The organism is Sorangiineae bacterium MSr11954 (genome assembly GCA_037157815.1).
Taxonomy (GTDB): Bacteria; Myxococcota_A; Polyangia; order Polyangiales; family Polyangiaceae; genus Pendulispora; species Pendulispora albinea.
The window spans coordinates 5,096,423-5,114,842 of record CP089984.1 but is presented as its reverse complement, the minus strand read 5'-3'; the positions used below and the strand labels follow the sequence as shown (position 1 = coordinate 5,114,842).

The window sequence follows — 18,420 nt, the reverse complement described above, 5'->3', positions numbered from 1 at the left end:
GTATGGAAGAGTCGTTCCAAAATGAAACTGGGATATCCGCGCCACCGGTAGGCGCCCCGAGCCCGAGGTCGTCCCGCGAACGTGCGCGGGGTGCCGCGAGCGATCGCGTGAATGTGCGCGGGCGCACCGCGAGCGATCGCGTGAATGTGCGCGCGTCCGGGGAGCGCGCTGCGTGAACGTGTGCGCGCGTCCCGGGAGCGCGCTGCGTGAAAGTGTGCCGCGCACCGCAATGAGCGTGGCGGAACGTCGATGATTGGGTATCGTTCGAGTTGCCCGATGACCGCCTGCCATCTTGCGATGTACTTGGAGCGCACCGCGCTGCAGTACCCCGATCGGCCCGCGGTGGTGGACTCCGCCGGTAGGGTGCACTCGTACCGTGATCTGGACGATCGCGCCGCCGCCATCGCGGCGTTTCTTCGCCGTCGCGGCATCGGCCGCGGCGATCGCGTGGGCATGGTGCTGCCCAAAAGCTTCGCCGCCGTCGCCATCCTCTCGGGCGTCTTGCGCGCCGGCGCCGCCTATGTGCCCATCGATTGGACGGCGCCGGCCGCCCGCAACGCCGCCATTCTGATGAATTGCCAAGTTCGTGCGCTGTTCAGCCATCCGGACAGCCTCGCGCGATTGGAGTCCCTCGCCGATTGGACGGCGCCGGAGCTTTTGGTGAGCGTTCCGCCGGAGCTCGCGACCGACGCGGCATCGTCCACATCCCTTCATGGTCACGGGCCGTGGGCCGAGGTGCTGCAAGCGGGGTCGGATGCGCGCGGGCCGCGCGACCCGGCGCCCGCCGCGGATGCATCGGGCGACCTGGTGGCGCGCGAACCCGACGATCTGGCGTACATCCTTTGCACGTCGGGGTCGACCGGCACCCCCAAAGGCGTGAGCATCACGCACCGAAACGCCATCGCGTTCGTCGAGTGGTGCGCGTCCGAGCTCGCCACCACCGCCGAGGATCGGTTCAGCAGCCACGCGCCCTTTCATTTCGATTTATCGGTGCTCGATCTTTTCCTCCCGCAGCGGCAAGGCGCGGCCGTGGTGCTCATCCCGGCGGAGGCCGCGCAGAGCCCCCGGCTCCTGGCGCGGCGGATCATCGAGCAGCAGCTGACCGTCTGGTATTCGACCCCGTCCATTTTGAGCCTGCTCGTGCAGTTCGGGGATCTCGAGGCCTTGCCCATTCCCGCGCTGCGGCTGGTGCTCTTTGCCGGCGAGGTATTTCCCATCAAGCACCTTCGAAGCCTCACCCGCGCGTGGCCGCGCGCCGCGTACTACAATCTTTACGGTCCCACCGAGACCAACGTGTGCACCTTCGCCAAGGTCGAGCACCCCATCGCCGACGAGCGCACGGAGCCCTGGCCGATTGGTGTACTCTGCACCCATTGCGAAGGGCTGGTGCTGGACGAGTCCGGGCGCGAGGTGGCGCCCGGGGACGAAGGGCTGCTCTACATCGCCGGGCCATCGGTGTTTCGCGGCTATTGGAACCGCCCGGATCTGGACGCTCGTGTCTTCCTCGAGCGCCATGGAAAACGCTGGTATGGCACGGGCGACGTGGTGCGGGAGCGCGTGAAAGGCGCGAACGATGCGAAAGAGGATTCCGGCGGTGGCTTCGTCTACGCTGGCCGCCGCGATCGCATGGTGAAGCGGCGCGGGTACCGCATCGAGCTCGGTGAGATCGAGAGCGCGCTGCATCGGTGGGAGGCGCTCAGCGCGGCGGCGGTGGTGGCGGTGCCGGATCGGGAGCTCGGGGTCCGCATCGTGGCCTATGTGACCGCGAGCGGGCGGGCGCGCCGCATTTCGCTGATCGACATGAAGTCGTACTGCGCGGGCGCGCTGCCCGGGTACATGAACCCGGACCGGTTCGTCTTCGTGGATCCGCTCCCGCGCACCTCGACGGACAAAATCGATTATGCGTCGCTGGTGCGCGACGCGGGGGGAATCGGTTGATGTTCACCGAGCTCTCGGACGAGCAAAAGCAGCTGCAAGACGAGGCCATTCGCTTCGCCAAGTCCCTTCGAACGAACCTGGTGGAGGCCGATCGCACGGGCCGCTTCGATCGCGAGGGGTGGCAGCGGTGCGCTGCGTTCGGCGCGCTCGGGATGCCCATCCCGTCCGAGTACGGCGGCGCGGGGCTCGGCATGCCGAAGGTGATCGCGGTGATGGAGGGGCTCGGCTATGGCACCCGCGATCATGGGCTGCTCTTCTCGATGCACGCGCACCTGTGGGCGGCGGCCATGCCGATCCTGCTCTACGGGACCGAGGAGCAAAAGCGCCGCTACCTTCCGGGCGCGTGCGATGGAACGATCATCGGCGGCACCGCGGCCAGCGAGCCCGACGCGGGCTCCGACGTCTTTGCCATGAAGACGCGCGCGGTGCGCGAGGGCGATGGGTACGTGCTCGACGGCGCGAAGACCTTCGTCACCAACGCGCCCATCGCCGATTTGTTCGTGGTGTATGCGACCTTGGATCCGGCGCTGGGCCCCATGGGCATCACCGCCTTCGTGGTGGAGGCGGACCGGCCGGGGCTCACGATCGGCGCGCCCATCGAAAAAATGGGGCTGCGCACGTCGCCCATGGCGGAGGTCTCGTTCGCAGGCTGCGCGATCCCGCTCGAAAATCGCTTGGGCCGGGAAGGGCGCGGCGCGGCCGTGTTCGAGAGCGCCATGGAGTGGGAGCGCGGTTGCATGATGGCGACCTGCCTGGGCGACATGCAGTTTCTGCTCGAGCAGTGCGTGGAGCACGCGCGCCGGCGGCGGCAGTTTGGAAAACCCATTGGCAAATTCCAGGCGCTGGCGAACCTCATCGTGGCGATGAAGGTCCGCCTGGACTCGTGCCGGCCGCTGGTCTACCGAATCGGGTGGCGAAAGGAGCACGGCAAGCCGGCGATCCTGGAGTCGGCCATTGCCAAGCACCATGTCTCGGAGTGCTATGTGGCCTCGGCGCGCGACGCCATCCAAGTCTTTGGCGGCTATGGCTACACCACCGAGCAGCAAATCGAGCGCACCTTGCGCAACGCCATCGGCAGCGGCCTTTATTGTGGGACGGATCAAATTCAGCAGAACATCATCGCTCGGGGCCTGGGGCTTTGACGCGGCAAGGAGGGATCGACTTGGACACCATCAAGGCAGCGCTTACATCGTTCATCGTGAGCCAGTGCCTCCCGGGCGAGGCCGAGGAGAATCTGCCGGGCGATCTCGATTTGAACGAGAATGGAATTTTGGATTCGATGGCGCTCCTGGCGTTGGTGCGGTTCGTGGAAAAGGAGTTTCACATCGAGGTCGACGAGCACGACATCGATGGAAACTTCGGCACCGTGAACGCACTAGCCGCATACGTAGCCAAAAAGTCCCAATGAGGCGCAGAGAGCCGAGGCCGGCGTTCACCGTGCGCCGGGGCTGGCTCCTCCTCCGAATAGGCTTGAATGGCTTTCACGGCGCGCGGGGCGCGAACGTAGCTAAAAAGCCCCAGTAAGGCGCAGAGAGCCGAGGCCGGCGTTCACCTTGACGCTGGGCTGCGCCCCGGGGCCGGCTCCTCCTCCGAATAGGCTTGAACGGCTTTCACGGCGCGCGGGGCGCGAACGTAGCTAAAAAGTCCCAGTAAGGCGCAAGGAGCCGAAGCCGGCGTTCACCTTGACGCTGGGCTGCGCCGGAGCCGGCTCCTCCTCCGAGTAGGCTTGAACGGCCTTTACGGCGCGCTGGCGCGTACGTGGCTAGAAAGTCCCAGTGAGGCGCAGGGAGCCGAGGCCGGCGTTCACCTTGACGCTGGGCTGCGCCGGGGCCGGCTCCTCCTCCGAGTAGGCTTGAACGGCCTTTACGGTGAAGAAGATGGATATGCCCGCGCCCACCACCGCGGCGCCCGCGAAGATGTCCGCGATCAGGGCGTTGCGGCGCATGTCGTCGTAGGTCGAGTCGAGGGCGGCGGGGTCGGGTTGCTTCGCGTTCTTGAGGTTGTCGAGATCGTCCGACTTCTTCGACGTCAGATAGGCAAACGCGCCCGCCCCACCCGCGAGGGCCGCGGTCGCCGCCCAGCTGACGATGGCGCGGTTGCGGGGCCCGGCCGGCTTGGGCGGCTTTTGATCCGCGATGGAGACGCTCAGATCCGTGGGGCGGAGATCGACGGCTACGGAGTCGGAGCCCGCCACCTCCACCACCTTGCTGGCCGGCGCATAGCCCTCTTTCGACGCGGTCACCTTGCGGCGTCCGGGGTTTACCACGATGGCGTACGAGATGGGCGTCTTGCCCACGAGCACGTCGTCGACCGAGATTTCGGCGCCCTTCACGGAGCTCGTCACCTCGAGCCGCGCGACCCGCACCTCGAGCTGCGCAATTTCCTTTTGCACCTCGGCGCGGCGGCTGGCCGCAATTTCGGATTTGCCCTCCTCGAGGTAGCGGGTGAAGTCGCGCTGCGCGGCCGCGAAGTCCTTCAGCGCCTTGTGCAGCTTGCCCATGTTGTAGAGAACTTTGTACGAGGGCGTGAGGGAGTACGCGCGCTGGAACTCGACCAGCGCCGCCTCGTATGCCTCCTCGTTGAAGAGCTCGACCCCGCGCTCGTAATGCAGCCGCGCCGATTCGAGCTTTCCGGCCGAGGTGCTCTCCGCGGCGGATGGCGCCGTTTGCGGCTGCTGCGACGGCGGCGGGGCGGGGGGCTCCTGCGCGAACGCGACCTGCACGGGACCCGCGGCGAGGACGGCGGCCGCCGCAAACGAAACCCAGCACCGCCCGAGAGAATTTGTTTTCATTCCAAGCCTCCATTTGGCCAATGCGCGAGTGGCCGTCTCGTTTGCGTTCGGTGGCGGGGGTTCTATTTCCCGTAAGGGTTGTCTTGGTCGATGCTGGTCTTCTTGGGCGCCGGCGCGGTGGCCGCGGAAGATGGCGGGGGGCTCGATATCACGGGCGGCGGGGGCGGCGGGCCGCCCGGATCGTTGTTCGGGTCGGGTTTGGCCGCCGCGGGCCTGGCCGGTCGAAAGGGTAGATTGGGCGGGAGCTTGGTGAGCGCGAGCTGCACGGATCCCGTGGGCGCCGCGAACTTGACGTATTGCTCGGAGGATGCGTACCCGTGCGCCGTCCCCACGATGCGATGCACCTTGCCGTCGCGGACGAATTGCTGCCGCGCGGGGTTCGTGGGAAGACGCATGTCGTCCACCGTGAAGCGCGCGTCGGGCGGGGTGGCCGCGATGGTGATGTCGATGTACTCCACCGGGCTCGCCGATCCTGCGGAGCCTGCCGATGTCGCGGATGTGGTCTCGCTTGCGCCCGTCGCGCCGGCCCCTCTCTCCTTGGTGTCGGTGGAGGAGGACGAAGAAGAAGAAGAAGAAGAAGAAGAGGAAGCGAGAGCGCTCCCGGTCTTGCCGGAGCCGCCGGTGGCATGCTGAAGGTAGTAGTAACTGCCTCCAGCCGTAGCCAGAATGGCACCGAGGAAGGCGGCGGCGAAGAGGGCGCGTCCGTGGGTGGCGCGTTGGGGTGGCTCCGACGGTGTCGACTTGGCCACCACCTCCATGGTGCCGGACGTCGTCGTGAGAGGCATGCGTGGCACGGTCGACATGCTCGGCTGCGACGGTCGCTCGCGGCGCATCTGCGTCTCGATGGCGGCGCGCACTTGGCGGCGCTCGGTATCGAACAGACGCGCGACGAACTGCGACACGTCCCGCTCATCGACGCGATCCGAGGATGCGCGCAGGTAGTCGTTGATGGCACCGCGCAGCTCTTCGGCGCTGGCGAAGCGGTCATCGGCATTTCGCGCCAGCGCCTTGGTGCAAATGGCCTCCAGCTCGCGCGGCACATCGGGCTTCACGGTGGAGGGCGCGGGGATGTCCCCAGCCGCGACCCGCTGGAAGATCTCGATATCGGACATGCCCTTCCAGAGCTTGCGCTCCGTGGCCACCTGCCAGAGCATGACCCCCATGGCGTAGATGTCGATGCGCCGATCGATGGGCAGGGTGAGGAGCTGCTCCGGCGCCATGTAGGCGCACTTTCCCTTGAGTACGCCGGTGCGTGTGTGCTGCGCCGAATCGGCGGCCTTGGCGATGCCGAAGTCCACCAGCTTCACATGACCTTCGTAGGTCACGAAAATGTTGTGGGGCGAAACGTCGCGGTGTACGAGCTGCAGGGGCTTGCCCTCGTAGTCCCGAAATTCATGTGCATAGTGCAATCCAGCGAGGGCATCGCTCAGGATGCGCAAGTGAAGCGCCACCGGCATGCCGCCTTCTTCCTTGGCGGCGCGGCGAACGATGGCCTCGAGCGAGTGACCCTCGAGGTACTCCATCTCGATGTCGAAGTGGCCGTCTTGCGCGACCTCGTTCACCTGCACGATGTTCGGGTGATTGAGCCGCGCCGACAGACGCGCCTCCTCGTGGAACATGGTGCGGAACTCGGGATCGGCGGCCAGCTCCTCGTGCAGCCGTTTGATCACCACCAGCTTGCTGAACCCCGCAGGTCCGCGGATGACGGCCAAATAGATGCGGCTCATGCCGCCCCGCCCGAGCTCGAACAGGAGCTCGTACTTGCCTGGTGCCCCAGCAGGCGAGACCATCATCGTGGCCAACAATCTATACGCTCGAGACAGGGCGTACAACGATCTGGGCCGGTCGAACGTTATGATGTAAAACGAATCAACGCGGTTCGGAGGCTGAGCCGAAGATGAGCGAGCTGACGCACCCTGTAACGATTGGTAAGTACGAATGCATTCTGGCCATCGGCCAAGGGGGAATGGGCGAGGTCTTTCTCGCGGTGTCCCACGGACCAGGTGGATTTAGTAAGCTGAGCGTCATTAAACGGCTAAGGCACGATATCGCCGCCGATGAGGGCTTCATTGAAATGTTCCTCAACGAAGCGCGTCTGGCCGGTCGTCTCAGTCACCCGAACATCGTCCAGACCAAGGAAGTGGGGGTCGATGGCGACGCTCATTTCATGGTGATGGAGTACCTCGAGGGGCAGACGCTCTTCTATATCCTCCGCAAGCTGCGGCTCGGGGAATCGGCCGGGGGGCCTGCGCTCGCGACCCCCGATTTCCAATTAGGAAGCATTTCGCGCAACTCGTCTGACGCGCAACGCAGCGGGGGTTCGCTCGGCACATCCGATGTGCATCGCACTGCGAGCCTTATCTCTTCAGTAAGCGCAAGCTCCGCGCACCGGCGGGAGCGAGAAGGGGAGCGAAGCCCGGAGCCGCCGAGCCGAAAGAGTTGGCCGCCCGAGAGCGGGAGGGTGCATGGCAGCGGGCCGAAATCCATCAGCCAGGTGCGAAAGGGCACACGCTCGTACCACATGCCCCACGCGACCCCCATGGGGTTCACCTTGGCGATCCATCTTCAGATCATCTCCGACGTGCTGGCCGGGCTTCATTATGCGCACGAGGTGCAGGACTTCGAGGGGCGGCCGCTCCACTTGATCCACCGCGACGTGGCGCCGAGCAATATTTTCGTCACGTACGACGGTCAGGTGAAGGTGCTCGACTTCGGCATCGCCAAAGCTTCGGACTCGGGCAACGCCACGCGGGCGGGGGTGTTCAAGGGCAAGGTCGCCTACATGGCGCCGGAGCAGTTCGTGAACGCGAACATCGATCGGCGCTGCGATGTCTTTGCGGCGGGGGCCACCCTTTGGGAGGCGGCGGCAGGGACGCGTTTGTGGCGCGGCCTGTCCGACGTCGAGATTTTTCGACACCTGGCCGAGGGGCACATCCCACCGCCGAGCACCGTGGCGCCCAACGTGGATCCGCGTCTCGAGGCGATCTGCATGCGCGCCCTCGCGTTCGATCGCGAGCTCCGCTACCCCACCGCGCAGGCGCTTCGGGCCGATCTCGATGCGCTGATCGACGAGCTCGGGCGACCTTCGCGCGAAGAGGTGGGGCAGGTGATCGCGCGGATGTTCGCGGCGGAGCGCGCGCACGCCCGGACGCTCATCGAGGCGAAGCTGCGGGCCTTGCGCGAACAAGAGCTGGCACCTGCACGAACGACGGGCACGGAAGGGTATGTGGCGGTGGCCGATCCCACCGTGCTCGCGCCCATGGATTCGTTGGTGCCGCCGCCAAACCGGAAGAAGCACGTGGCCGCGGCCGCGGCGGCGCTCGCGGTGGTCGGCACCCTGGGCACGGCTGCGTGGTGGACATCGCGGCCGCCCGCGCCGGTTCAAACGTCGACGCCATCGGCAGCAAGTGGCGCGGCAAGCAGCGCGCCCGTGCTCACCTCGAACGATGCGCCCGCGCCAACGGCGCCTTCGCCGCTCCCGCTGCGCATCTCCGCCTCGCCCTCCACGGCGGTGCTCTATGTCGACGATGTGCGCGTTGCCACGAACCCCTACGTGGCCACCGTGGTGCCCGATGCGAGCTCGCACCGCATTCGGGTCGAGGCGCCGGGGTATCGGGCGCAGACGGACTTCGTGCAGTTCGCGGGGACGGCACCCATCGCGCTGCACGTGGACTTGGTCGCTGAAAAGTCGAAGCCCGTGTTCGCACCCGGTCCGCGCAAGCCGCCCAAGGTGGAGCCGCCCGCGCTCGCGAACCCGGGTGCGCAGAGCCCCAAGCCGCCGGAGAGCGCGACCGTCAATCCGGCGCCCGCGGCACCCTCCTCCAAGCCGCCGCGGCCCAAGCCGTTCGAGATCGACGTGAACGATCCGTACAAAAAATAGCAAGCGCGTGCGCCGCGCGGCGAAGGCGTCCGATCCGCGGTTTCGCAGTCGGCAGTCCGCGGTTTCGCAGTCCGAGGTCAGCGCAAGGTGGCGAGGTGCTCGGCGATGGCCTCGATGGTCGGGTAGTCCCAGACCAAGGTGGGCGGCAGCCGCATCTCGAGGGCGCGTTCGAGCTCGCCGGCGATTTCGACGGTGACCATCGAGTCGAGCCCGTAGCTGACGATGGGCTCGTCCGCTTGGATCCGTTCCGGCTCGACCTCGAGCGCGGCGGCGAACTTGCTTATGAGCCATGCGCGCACGGTTTGCGTGGAGAGGGACGCCCGACTGAGTGACGTTTCCAATGATGGCTCCTTGTTCTCGGGTCTTTCAGATGCAAACGGGAAGGGAACGAAGGCCGCGCAGCAAGATGTTGTCTCCCCATGCCGGGGTAGCCTGCGACGCGCGAAGATTCGGATAACGGCGCACGATGGCCGACACCGCGGCCGCGGCCTCCAGCCGGCCGAGCGCGGCGCCCAAGCAATGATGAATGCCGTGGCCAAAGCCAAGGTGGGAGATGCCTTTGCGGGTCACGTCGAGCACCTCGGGATCGGCGTAGACCTCCTCGTCGCGGTTGGCGGAGCCCAAAAAGACGAAGAGCTGCTCGCCCTCGCGGATGGTCTTGCCGCCGATTTCGACCGTCTCCACCGCGTTTCGGTAGACGATTTGAAAGGGGCTATCGTAGCGCAAGAGCTCCTCGATGGCGTTGGGAACGAGCTCCGGATTTTTTTGGAGCAGCTCCCATTGATCGCGGTGGTTCAAGAGCGCGTGGAGGCCATTTCCAATCAGGTTGACGGTGGTCTCGTGGCCGGCAAAGAAGAGGAGAAAGCAGTTGGAGATGACCTCGGCCTCGGTGAGCCGGTCGCCCGTCTCCTCCGCCGAGAGCAAGGCGCTGAGCAAATCCGGCCCCAGGGTCTTCCGTCGCGCGCGGGAGAGGACGCGAAAGTAGTCCACGAACTGCGCGCACGCTTCGTTGGCGGCATCCATGGCCGTTGGCGGCGTCATGGGGGCAAATGCGGGCGCAAAGCGCCTCGATAACAGGCGAATGAAGTCGCGATCGGCCTCCGGCACGCCGAGCATCTCGGAGATGACGCCGACGGGGAGGGGCCACGCCAGCTCGGCGATGAGGTCGATTTCGCGTTCGCGGGGGCTCGGGGCGCCGGCTGCGGCGCGGGTCGGGGGCTCGGCTGCGGCGCCGGCCGAGGCCTCGGCGCGATCGAGGAGCTGCTCGACATATGCGGTGATCCACGGGCGCATCGCCTGCACGGCGCGGGGCGAGAAGGCCTGCTGCACCAACTTTCGAAGTCGGGTTTGCGCGGGCGGATCGCGGAAGATCATCATTTGCTCGGAGACGGCCGCGCAGGGCGTGGGCTCCCCGGTCAAGGTTCGAAACTTGGGGTTCGATTGGTAGCGATCCCAGAGCGAGAGCTGGCTGCTGAAGCGCGCCGGATCCTTGAGGACGCGCACGATGTCGGCGTGCCGGGTGAGCATCCAAACGCCCACGAAGCTCCAATGAACCGGATCGAGCGCGCGAATGCGGCGGTAGTGCGGGTAGGGATCGCGGCGAAAGGCCGCCGTGAACGGGTTGAAGGGATCGCGCGAAGGCGGGCCTTCCCGATCGGACACCGGGCCGCTGCCCGAGCGCGGGCCGCTGGCAGGGAGCTCCGACCGCGGGGGCTGCGTCGCATCGGGGTCCAGGGTCGGGGTTGCCTTGGGTTCCATGGAGGTCACCCCCTGTAAATGACGTCGAGCGTGTTGTCGCGATGGCCTTTGCGGCATTGAAATCGCCGCAGCTTGCCGCTGGACGTCTTGGGGATCGTGGCCTCCTTCAACAAGAGAACCTCGGCCGCGCGAACCGTGAATTCATCGGCGATGGCGCGATGAATGGCGCGGGCGACGGCCGCAAAATCCGTGTGCCGCTCGACCTCGGCCGCGACGATGAGCCGTTCCTCGTCGTCGTCGTTCGAGCCGGCGGCGGCGATGGAGTCGATGGAGCCGATCGCGCCGGCCGACGCGGCGAAGGCCGCCGAGCACCCGCGGCGAACGGCGGGATGGGCCGCCTCGACGATCTCCTCGATATCCTGCGGAAACAAATTACGGCCGCGCAGGATGATCAAATCTTTGCGCCGCCCGGTGACGAAGAGCTCGCCCTCCTCGTTCACGAAGCCCAGATCGCCGGAGCGGAGGTAGACGTGAGGATCGGGATGGCCGCGGTCTTCGGGACCACCGGCGAAACCTCGGCCTTCGCGGTCTCCAGGCGCCGCGGGAGCCCCCTCGATGCGCGCGCAAAACGTCGCCTCGGACAGCTCGGGATCACCCCAATAGCCGCGCGCGACGCTCGGTCCAGCGATGAGGATCTCGCCGACGATCCCGGGCGGGACGGGCACGCCGCCGTCGTCGACGATCGTCACCGTGTGACCGCTCATTGGTCTTCCGACGCCGACCAAGGTGCGCGCTCGGTCCCGAACGGGGAGGGCGCGCCCGGCCTCGAGCTCTTGGGCGTCGACGTCGTGGGTGCGGTAGCCGCCATGGCGCTGGCCGCCGCTGACCATCAAGGTGGACTCGGCGAGCCCGTAACAAGGATAGAAGGACGAGGGACGAAAGCCGCACGGGGCGAAGAGCTCGGAGAAGGTGCGCAGGGTGGCCGCGCGGATGGGCTCCGCACCATTGAAGACGACCGACAAGCTGCTCAAATCGAGTTGCGCGCGCTCCTCGGGGGGAATTTTGCGATTGCAGACGTCGAATGCGAAGTTGGGGGATGCGCTGGTGGTGCCGCGGTAGCGCGTGATGGCCCGAAGCCACCGAAAAGGGCGCTGGAGAAAGTGCAGGGGCGACATGGTGATGCACGGGTATCCGCTGTAGAGCGGCTGGAGCAATTGTCCGATGAGGCCCATATCATGGTAAGGCGGCAGCCAGCCCACGTAGATGCTGTCTTTCGCGCCACGAAAGCAAGCCTCGCAGGTGCACTCCAGGTTCGCGAGCAGATTGCCGTGGGTGACCATCACGCCCTTTGGCGCACCCGTCGATCCCGAGGTGTACTGGAGAAAGGCAACGTCGTCTGGCCCGATATCCGGCTCCGACCATTCCTCCTCGATCCCTTCCGGGAGACGATCGGTGGCCACCCAATTCAATCGGCCGAGGGAGGGCGCATGCGCGGTGATGGCGCCCCGGCGATCGAGGATGGGGGAGGTGGTCAAAATCACGTTGGCGCCCGCGTTGGCGGCGATGGCCTCGAGCCTCGGGAGCGAGCGGGCGAGCCGGCCGAACGTGGGCGGGTAGGCGGGGACGGCGATGAGGCCTGCGTGCAAGCACCCCAGAAAACCGGCGATGAAGTCGAGCCCGGGAGGAAAAATCAACAGGGCGCGCTCGCCCGCGGGCCACGCCCGGAGCCCCATGGCCACGCGGCGCGCGCGGCGGCTCAGCGCACGGTAGTCGATGGTTTCGCTGCGGTCTTCGCCGTCGAGCAAGAAGGTATAGGCGTGGGCGTCTCCCGATTCTCGACTTCGACTTATCGTTAAATCGATAAGGCTTCGATACCGGGAGTCATGGGCCATCTGCCATTCATCTTGTACCGACGCGCCCGAGGGTGGTCAATGCGTGCGGCGCGTACGCGGCGATGCCTACACCCGTAAGACGGAAGGAGCACACCTACCGTGCAGCGCTGCCGTAGCGCGATCGAGATGGGGAGAAACGGCCGATCCTGGTCGTACGAACACCTTAGGGCGACGAAGTGTCGCCGCGGCTGCAACACGTGGCGGCCGACGCCACAGGGGGGCGCCAACGAAATGCGATAACGCAATGCATGTAGCCGACATGATGGGATGTTTCCGCTATTTGGAATCGACTACGAAATAAGGTCAATGGTTGGCGGTGTACTTGACACACCGGGTCTTCAATGGAATTTTCCCGAATCGTTCGAGCGATGTTCCGGTCTGGTATACGGGCTGCACCAGTGGGCCTGAAAACACCGATGCGTTGCATGGGATGCAACGACGGCGACAAACCCAGGGGGCATTTCATGGCAAAGCGTTGGATGGTTGGTACCGTTGAATGGCGGATCGTTTCGGTGGTCCTCTTTGCGGCTGGTGCCGGCATCCTCGCTGCCGGCGCGAGCGGCTGCGGGGTATCGGATGGAAATACGAGGAGCTCATCGGATGCAAAGACCGACGTGGCCGAAGATGGCGATCCGCTGCACATCGCCATCGAGGGCCTCGAATGTCGGCGGGGATGCGAGGGCATCACCGCCGCCTTGCGCGATGTGGCGACCAATGTAACGTGCGTCGAGAGCGAGGACTTGACCACGAACAACGAGGCAACCAGCCCGCCCGACAATTCGTTGCCGGGGCTGCCGCCGGGTGCCTTTACCCCGCGCGTGGATCGGCAGAGCATTTCGCCCGATTCTCCGTCGCGCACGCCCATTACCAAGAAGGTGCCGGGCTTCCAGGTCTCGGGCAGCTTCATCGACAAGGCCGAGGCCCGCTTCGTCATTCGCTTGCCGAACGACTGGAACGGCCGGCTCATCACCGGGGCGCCATCCTCGACCCGCAGCGAGTTCGGTCTCGACTTCGCGTGGAGCGACTACGTCGTGCAGCGTGGGTACGCGTACGTGGCGTCCAACAAAGGTATGTACAACGCACGGCCGACGACGGCCGACGATCCGCTGGGGTGCCAGCTCGCACCCGACGGGGCCCCGGGGCCGTTCTCCAAGACATACCTCCACTTCTATTTTGCGGACCCGCAAAACTCGTTCAAGGAGTGGTCGGTCCGCACGGTTCAGGCGGCCAAGCTCGGTAAGCGCATCGCGCGCGTGCACTACGGCCGCTCGGTCTACCGCAACTACGCGGTCGGCATCTCGGCCGGCGGTTGGACGATCCGGCACGTGTTCGAGAACTACCCGGACTACTTCGACGGCGGGATCGACTGGGAAGGGGTGCTCTTCACCGCGGAGAACAACCTGCTGCGCGACTACGCGGCGGCGCTGGCCAACTGGCCCGCGTACCGCGCGTCGGGCTACGATACGAACAGCGACGCCTACAAAAACATCCTCGAGTACGGCTACGGCGACGAGTTCAAGGTGGGGGCGACCGCGACCAACCCGTTCAGCCCGGAGCAAGGTTCCTACTACGAGACGCACGCGAACAACTACTGGCAGCTGCTCCACTGCTTCGCGGCCCGCAAGATCGACCCGACGTACCAGGGCCCCTGGTCCAGTTACGACTACGCATCGCGCGATGCGCAGCTGAAACTCACGGCCAAGTCCAAGGACGCGATCACGGGCGGCCGCATCCGGCGTCCGCTCCTGACCGTATCCGGTACGATGGATCAGCTCAGTCTGATGAAGACCGACGCGCGCGTCTACCGCGACTTGGTCGTTCAGAACGGGCGCGGGCACCTGCACCGGCTCTACGAGGTGCAGAACGGAAACCACATCGACAAGTACCGTCAGGGTTTCAACTTCGGGAGCCTGGAGTTCGTGCAGCCGCACGCGCAGGTGGCGCTCGATCAGCTCGCGCGCTGGGTGGAGCGGGGGATCACGGCCCCGAGAGGGCAATGCATTCCGCGCGGCGGAGCGCTGCTGAGCGATGCAGAGTTGGCATCGCGGCCGGAGCACTGCGAGCGGTTGTACGAGCCGTAACCGGGGGAGGTGTAGCTGGGCGGAGGTGGCGACGCGCGACGCGTAGAAGTTTGGCGCGGCGCGCGGCGATCGAGGCCCGTGGACGTGTACGTTCACGGGCTCCGATGCGTCCACCGGTGCGTCAAAGGGGGCAAATGAGGAGGCGCGGAGGGACGGGGCGACTTTCCAAGTGCGTGTACTATAAGCTGCTGTGAGGATGCCCTCGAATCCCCCCCCGCCTCAGACCTTGGTGAATTCGCTCGCGAGCCTTCAAGCGCCACCCACGCGAAGGTCGATCGTGAGCTGGGTCGACGCGGCGGGCGAGCACACGGTGCAGCTGCAAGATCGCACCTTGGTGGGATCGGCGGCCGAGTCGGCGATCGTGATCGCGGATCCCACGGTGTCCCGGCTCCACGCCGAGTTTCACTTCGACGAGCGCGGGTTGTGGGTGCGCGATCTGGGCAGCCGAAACGGGACGTTCGTCGAGAACGTGATGGTGCGCGAGGCGCGCATCGAGACCGGCTCGAAGATCCGGATGGGGGGCACGACCCTGAAGCTCGGCTCCGAGATGACCACCGAGGTGGGGCCGCAGTTCTGGCCGGCGCACCGCTTTGGTCCCTTGGTCGGCGGCAGCGCATCGATGCGCAGGTTGTTCGCGTCGCTGGCGCGCTTTGCCGCCACGGATCTCTCGATCCTGATCCAGGGCGAGACGGGTACCGGCAAGGAGCTGATCGCGCGGGCGGTTCACGATGCGTCGCCGCGCAAGCAGGGGCCCTTCGTGATCGTGGACTGCGCGGCGGTGCCCGATGCGCTCTTCGAGAGCGAGCTTTTCGGGCACGTGAAGGGTGCGTTCACGAGCGCGGTGGCGGCGCGCGAGGGCGCCTTCGAGGCCGCCGACGGCGGAACCGTGTTCCTCGACGAGATCGGCGAGCTGCCCATCGCGATGCAGCCGAAGCTTTTGCGTGTGCTCGAGTCACGAACGGTGCGCCCCGTGGGGTCGAGCGAGCACCGCCGGGTCGACGTCCGCATCGTGAGCGCCACGCACCGCGATCTGCGCACGATGGTCAACGCGGGTGCATTCCGCGAGGACCTTTATTTCCGCCTGGCCGGCGTTCCCATCCTGGTGCCGCCGCTCCGCGAGCACCCCGAGGACATCCCGCTCTTGGTCGAGACCATCCTGGGCCGCGTTCCGCCGCCCGAGCTCCTGGCCGCCACCGCCAACCGCCCATGGCTCGGCAACGTGCGCGAGCTCCGAAACTTCATCGAGCGCGCCCGCGCGGTGGGGCCGCAACAGGCGCTCCAAATGGGCGGCCAAGCATCGACGCCGGAGACCACGACGACCTCGCAAACCGCCGAGGGCGCATCCGCCGTCACCTCCGCGTTGAAGTCGGTGGCCTTCAAACAGTCGTTCCGCGAGTTCCGCGACGCGTGGCTCGAAATCGGTGAGCGCGAGTACCTGACCCGCTTGCTCACGCAGCACTCGCGCAACATCTCCGGCGCAGCGCGCGAAGCCGGGTTGGATCGGACGTACTTGCACCGCCTGGTGCGGAAGCATCTGCTTTGAGGGGCGCGGGGGTGTCGTCGTGACCGCTGCCGAACAACTCATCAACCGAGAACCGAGTTCGGGTCGAGCGTTGCGGATGGCGATCGGCAAGTCGGAGGGCCCGAGGCCGGTCTAACCGTCGACCACCGCGACCGCATCGACCTCGATCAGATAGTCGGGGGATAGGTTCGCGACCCCCAGGACGACGTCGGCCGCCTTGTGATCCCCGAACAGCGCCAGCCGAGCCTCTTCGATCATCGGGAGGTGGTAATCGCGCTCGTAGCCGACGACGTAGATCGTAATCTTGGCTACATGCTTGGGAAGGGCACCTGCGGCCGTCAGGGCCCGCCCGAGGTTGGCGAACACCTGGCGCGCTTGGACCGCAAAATCACCTCGGCCGACGAGCTTCCCGTGGATGTCTTCGGGCTCCTGGCCCGAGACGAATATCAGCTTGGTCCCCGTCGCGACAACGACTTGCGTGTATGTTTGCGGGGTCGGGAGATCCGGGGGATTGATGCATTCGAGCGCCATTTGTTTGCCACCTCCGTGCGAGCGCCGATGATATCTCTTGCCGGCTCGAGCCATCGACTATTCTGCTTCGCTCTCACGTGACGACGCGCCGATCCCGTTGCGACCGACGGCGCCCTCCTTCTCATTTTGCTCGTTTGCGCGCGCGCCGGACGCTCCACGTGTTGGGCAGTCCGCACGGATCACGCCATGGGCGGCCGCTTTTGGCCGCTCGGTGAGCACCGACACCACCGCCGCGCGCGCGATGGAATGCACACGCGGCGGCGATGGTCGATGGGCTCGAGCGCCCGCTCTTCGTGCTCAACGAGATATCGAGCTTTTTACGGGTTGCAACACTGGAACGTGGTGTTTTGGAAGAGCGGCGCGGCGCACGTGCCCCGGTTGCATACGCCTACGGCGCGCGGAAAGCCATTGGCGACACAAAACTGCAAAGCCGCGTTTGCAAGTTGTTCGCATGTCGCGCAAGAGGGAAAACCGCCCGTGACGGGGGGCGTGCACGCCAGTGGTGCTGCCGCGGTCGTGGCCTCTCCTCCTCCTTTTTGGAAATGTTCCCCTTGCGGATCGGCGGCTGCTCGCTGCTCGGCCTCGGTCGCGGGCCGGAAACCCGAGAGCTCGAGCGCCGAGCTCTCCGAGTCGCTCGCTTGCTCCTCGGGCGATCCGGCCGCACAGCCTGCCAAGACCGTGAAAAGGCCCATTGCGACGACGAGTCCACCAACCAATTTGGTCTTCATGAGCCGCGAAAGGTGTCGCGCTCGAGCGCGCGCAGAAAGAACTCCTGGGAGATCTCCTCCGCCGCGATGGGTGGTTTACGCCATCGACAGCGCACGTACTCGTAAATGGGCCTCCAGTAAATCCGAGCGAGAACGGTGAGCGACCGCGCCCGTTCGATGGGATTCTCGCTCCCGACGCCAACGACGGTCGAGCGCGGGGTCACGGGGAAGCCTTTGATGCGCCGGCTCGCCGCGCTCTTCCGAACCCGAGCGGCTCGCTCTTCGCTCATCGACGTTCACTATGCACACGCCCTGGCTCGCGTCGAGATCGAGAGCCGCACGTTGCGAGAGCGTCACGCGTCGACGATGTCGACGCGCGACGGAGCGAGGCGGGTCGGTCGTGCGGCGGCAAAAATGTCGGGGCGGTTCAAAACGCAAACGTTGATGTAGAATACAAGTAGAAGATCAAATTGACACCGGTCGTCCGTGTTGCGTCCCTGGAGGACGCGGGCCAGGTCGTCCGTGTTGCCGTACGCGGAGGCCGTGGCCGGCGGAGGCCGTGTTGCGTACCCGGAGGACGCGGGCCGCGCGTCGACCAGGTCAGGCCGAGTCTCTCGGCCGCTCCGACGGTTGCTCCGAGATCGCTGCCGGAGCAGCGCCCAGGCCGAGGCGCGAGAAGGAAGCTCGGGGCGCGCCTAGCGCTCAAATGTCGCATAAGATGCATTATGTAAACTTTTCGACCGGGCCGCGGGGCGCCGCTGGGAGTACGGGATTTTCGAGGTTTTCGCCCGTGTTTGCGCGTGAGCGACGGAGGTCGTGCGCCGCGCGAGGCGGTTCGGAGAGGTCGGAAAGAAAATTGTCCGCCAGGTGGTGGGTCGCCCGTTGGGAGGACGAAACCTCGCAAGGAGTGAGCATGATGCAAGCACGAATGAAGAACCCGGCCATGATCGTGCCGGAGGCCATGAACGCCCTCATGGGCCTGGGCAAAGCCATCAAGTTGGGCGGCGTGTCGGCCAGGACGCTGGATTTGTGTTACCTGCGCGCCAGCCAGATCAACGGGTGCAGCGTTTGTGTCGATATGCACGCGCGCAACGCCAAGAAGGCGGACGAGACGAACGAGCGGCTCTTTGCCGTGGGGGCCTGGCGGGAGGCGCCCTATTTCACGGAGGCCGAGCGGGCGGCGCTGGCGCTCGCAGAGGCCGTTTCGCGGCTCAGCGATCGGGCGGATCCGGTGCCCGACGAGGTGTACCAAGAGGCGGCGCGGCACTATGACGAGAAGGCGCTGGCGACGTTGATCCTGGCCATCGCCACCGTCAATTTGTGGAACCGCCTGAACGCGAGCACCCGCCAGGTGGCGGGCGTCATCCCGGGGTGATTCCC

14 protein-coding genes are annotated in these 18,420 nt (G+C 66.1%); 7 read left to right on the top strand and 7 right to left on the bottom strand.

Going from position 1 to position 18,420, the window contains the following annotated elements; all coding sequences use genetic code 11:
- The first annotated feature begins 276 nt into the window (after positions 1–276).
- The 3 genes from LZC94_20060 to LZC94_20050 are packed head-to-tail and all read left to right on the top strand — an operon-like array spanning position 277 to position 3,346.
- A complete protein-coding gene (locus LZC94_20060; GenBank protein WXB19510.1) occupies positions 277–1,938 on the top strand; it encodes an amino acid adenylation domain-containing protein in 1,662 nt (553 codons plus the stop codon).
- A complete protein-coding gene (locus tag LZC94_20055; GenBank protein ID WXB19509.1) occupies positions 1,938–3,080 on the top strand; it encodes an acyl-CoA dehydrogenase family protein in 1,143 nt (380 codons plus the stop codon). Before LZC94_20060 ends, LZC94_20055 begins: the two co-directional genes overlap by 1 nt.
- A 20-nt stretch (positions 3,081–3,100) precedes the next feature.
- A complete protein-coding gene (locus LZC94_20050; GenBank protein WXB19508.1) occupies positions 3,101–3,346 on the top strand; it encodes an acyl carrier protein in 246 nt (81 codons plus the stop codon).
- A 354-nt stretch (positions 3,347–3,700) separates the two neighbouring features.
- Here the strand turns inward: LZC94_20050 and LZC94_20045 are convergent, their stop codons facing one another.
- Positions 3,701–4,729 carry a PEGA domain-containing protein gene (locus tag LZC94_20045; GenBank protein ID WXB19507.1) on the bottom strand — a complete coding sequence of 343 codons (1,029 nt, stop codon included), beginning with the start codon at positions 4,727–4,729 and terminating at the stop codon, positions 3,701–3,703.
- Positions 4,730–4,791: 62 nt separating this feature from the next.
- Positions 4,792–6,522, bottom strand: coding sequence for a serine/threonine protein kinase (locus tag LZC94_20040; GenBank protein WXB19506.1), 1,731 nt, complete (start codon positions 6,520–6,522; stop codon positions 4,792–4,794).
- 173 nt (positions 6,523–6,695) lie between these two features.
- Between LZC94_20040 and LZC94_20035 the strand changes: the two genes are divergently transcribed.
- Positions 6,696–8,609 (top strand): protein kinase, encoded by a 1,914-nt coding sequence (locus LZC94_20035; GenBank protein ID WXB20218.1) that lies wholly within the window; start codon positions 6,696–6,698, stop codon positions 8,607–8,609.
- A gap of 77 nt (positions 8,610–8,686) precedes the next feature.
- Here the strand turns inward: LZC94_20035 and LZC94_20030 are convergent, their stop codons facing one another.
- Genes LZC94_20030 through LZC94_20020 form a run of 3 tightly spaced genes read right to left on the bottom strand, consistent with a single transcriptional unit; the run spans position 8,687 to position 12,112 of the window.
- Positions 8,687–8,950 carry an acyl carrier protein gene (locus LZC94_20030; protein WXB19505.1) on the bottom strand — a complete coding sequence of 88 codons (264 nt, stop codon included), beginning with the start codon at positions 8,948–8,950 and terminating at the stop codon, positions 8,687–8,689.
- Between the two features lie 25 nt (positions 8,951–8,975).
- Positions 8,976–10,367 carry a cytochrome P450 gene (locus LZC94_20025; GenBank protein WXB19504.1) on the bottom strand — a complete coding sequence of 464 codons (1,392 nt, stop codon included), beginning with the start codon at positions 10,365–10,367 and terminating at the stop codon, positions 8,976–8,978.
- 5 nt (positions 10,368–10,372) lie between these two features.
- A complete protein-coding gene (locus tag LZC94_20020) occupies positions 10,373–12,112 on the bottom strand; it encodes a fatty acyl-AMP ligase (GenBank protein ID WXB19503.1) in 1,740 nt (579 codons plus the stop codon).
- A 551-nt stretch (positions 12,113–12,663) separates the two neighbouring features.
- Between LZC94_20020 and LZC94_20015 the strand changes: the two genes are divergently transcribed.
- Together LZC94_20015 and LZC94_20010 are read left to right on the top strand one after the other, a co-directional pair.
- Positions 12,664–14,280: a hypothetical protein gene (locus LZC94_20015; protein WXB19502.1), complete on the top strand. Its 1,617-nt coding sequence runs from the start codon at positions 12,664–12,666 to the stop codon at positions 14,278–14,280.
- Between the two features lie 196 nt (positions 14,281–14,476).
- Entirely contained in the window at positions 14,477–15,823 is a 1,347-nt protein-coding gene (locus LZC94_20010; GenBank protein ID WXB19501.1) for a sigma 54-interacting transcriptional regulator, read from the top strand.
- A gap of 111 nt (positions 15,824–15,934) precedes the next feature.
- Here LZC94_20010 and LZC94_20005 read toward each other — a convergent pair whose 3' ends face one another.
- Both LZC94_20005 and LZC94_20000 read right to left on the bottom strand, forming a co-directional pair.
- Positions 15,935–16,333 (bottom strand): RidA family protein, encoded by a 399-nt coding sequence (locus LZC94_20005; protein ID WXB19500.1) that lies wholly within the window; start codon positions 16,331–16,333, stop codon positions 15,935–15,937.
- 724 nt (positions 16,334–17,057) lie between these two features.
- Positions 17,058–17,330 carry a hypothetical protein gene (locus LZC94_20000; protein WXB19499.1) on the bottom strand — a complete coding sequence of 91 codons (273 nt, stop codon included), beginning with the start codon at positions 17,328–17,330 and terminating at the stop codon, positions 17,058–17,060.
- A 623-nt stretch (positions 17,331–17,953) separates the two neighbouring features.
- On the opposite strand from LZC94_20000, the gene LZC94_19995 reads away from it, so the two are divergent.
- Complete coding sequence (locus LZC94_19995; GenBank protein ID WXB19498.1) at positions 17,954–18,415, top strand: carboxymuconolactone decarboxylase family protein; 462 nt, start codon at positions 17,954–17,956, stop codon at positions 18,413–18,415.
- The last annotated feature ends 5 nt before the right edge of the window (positions 18,416–18,420 follow it).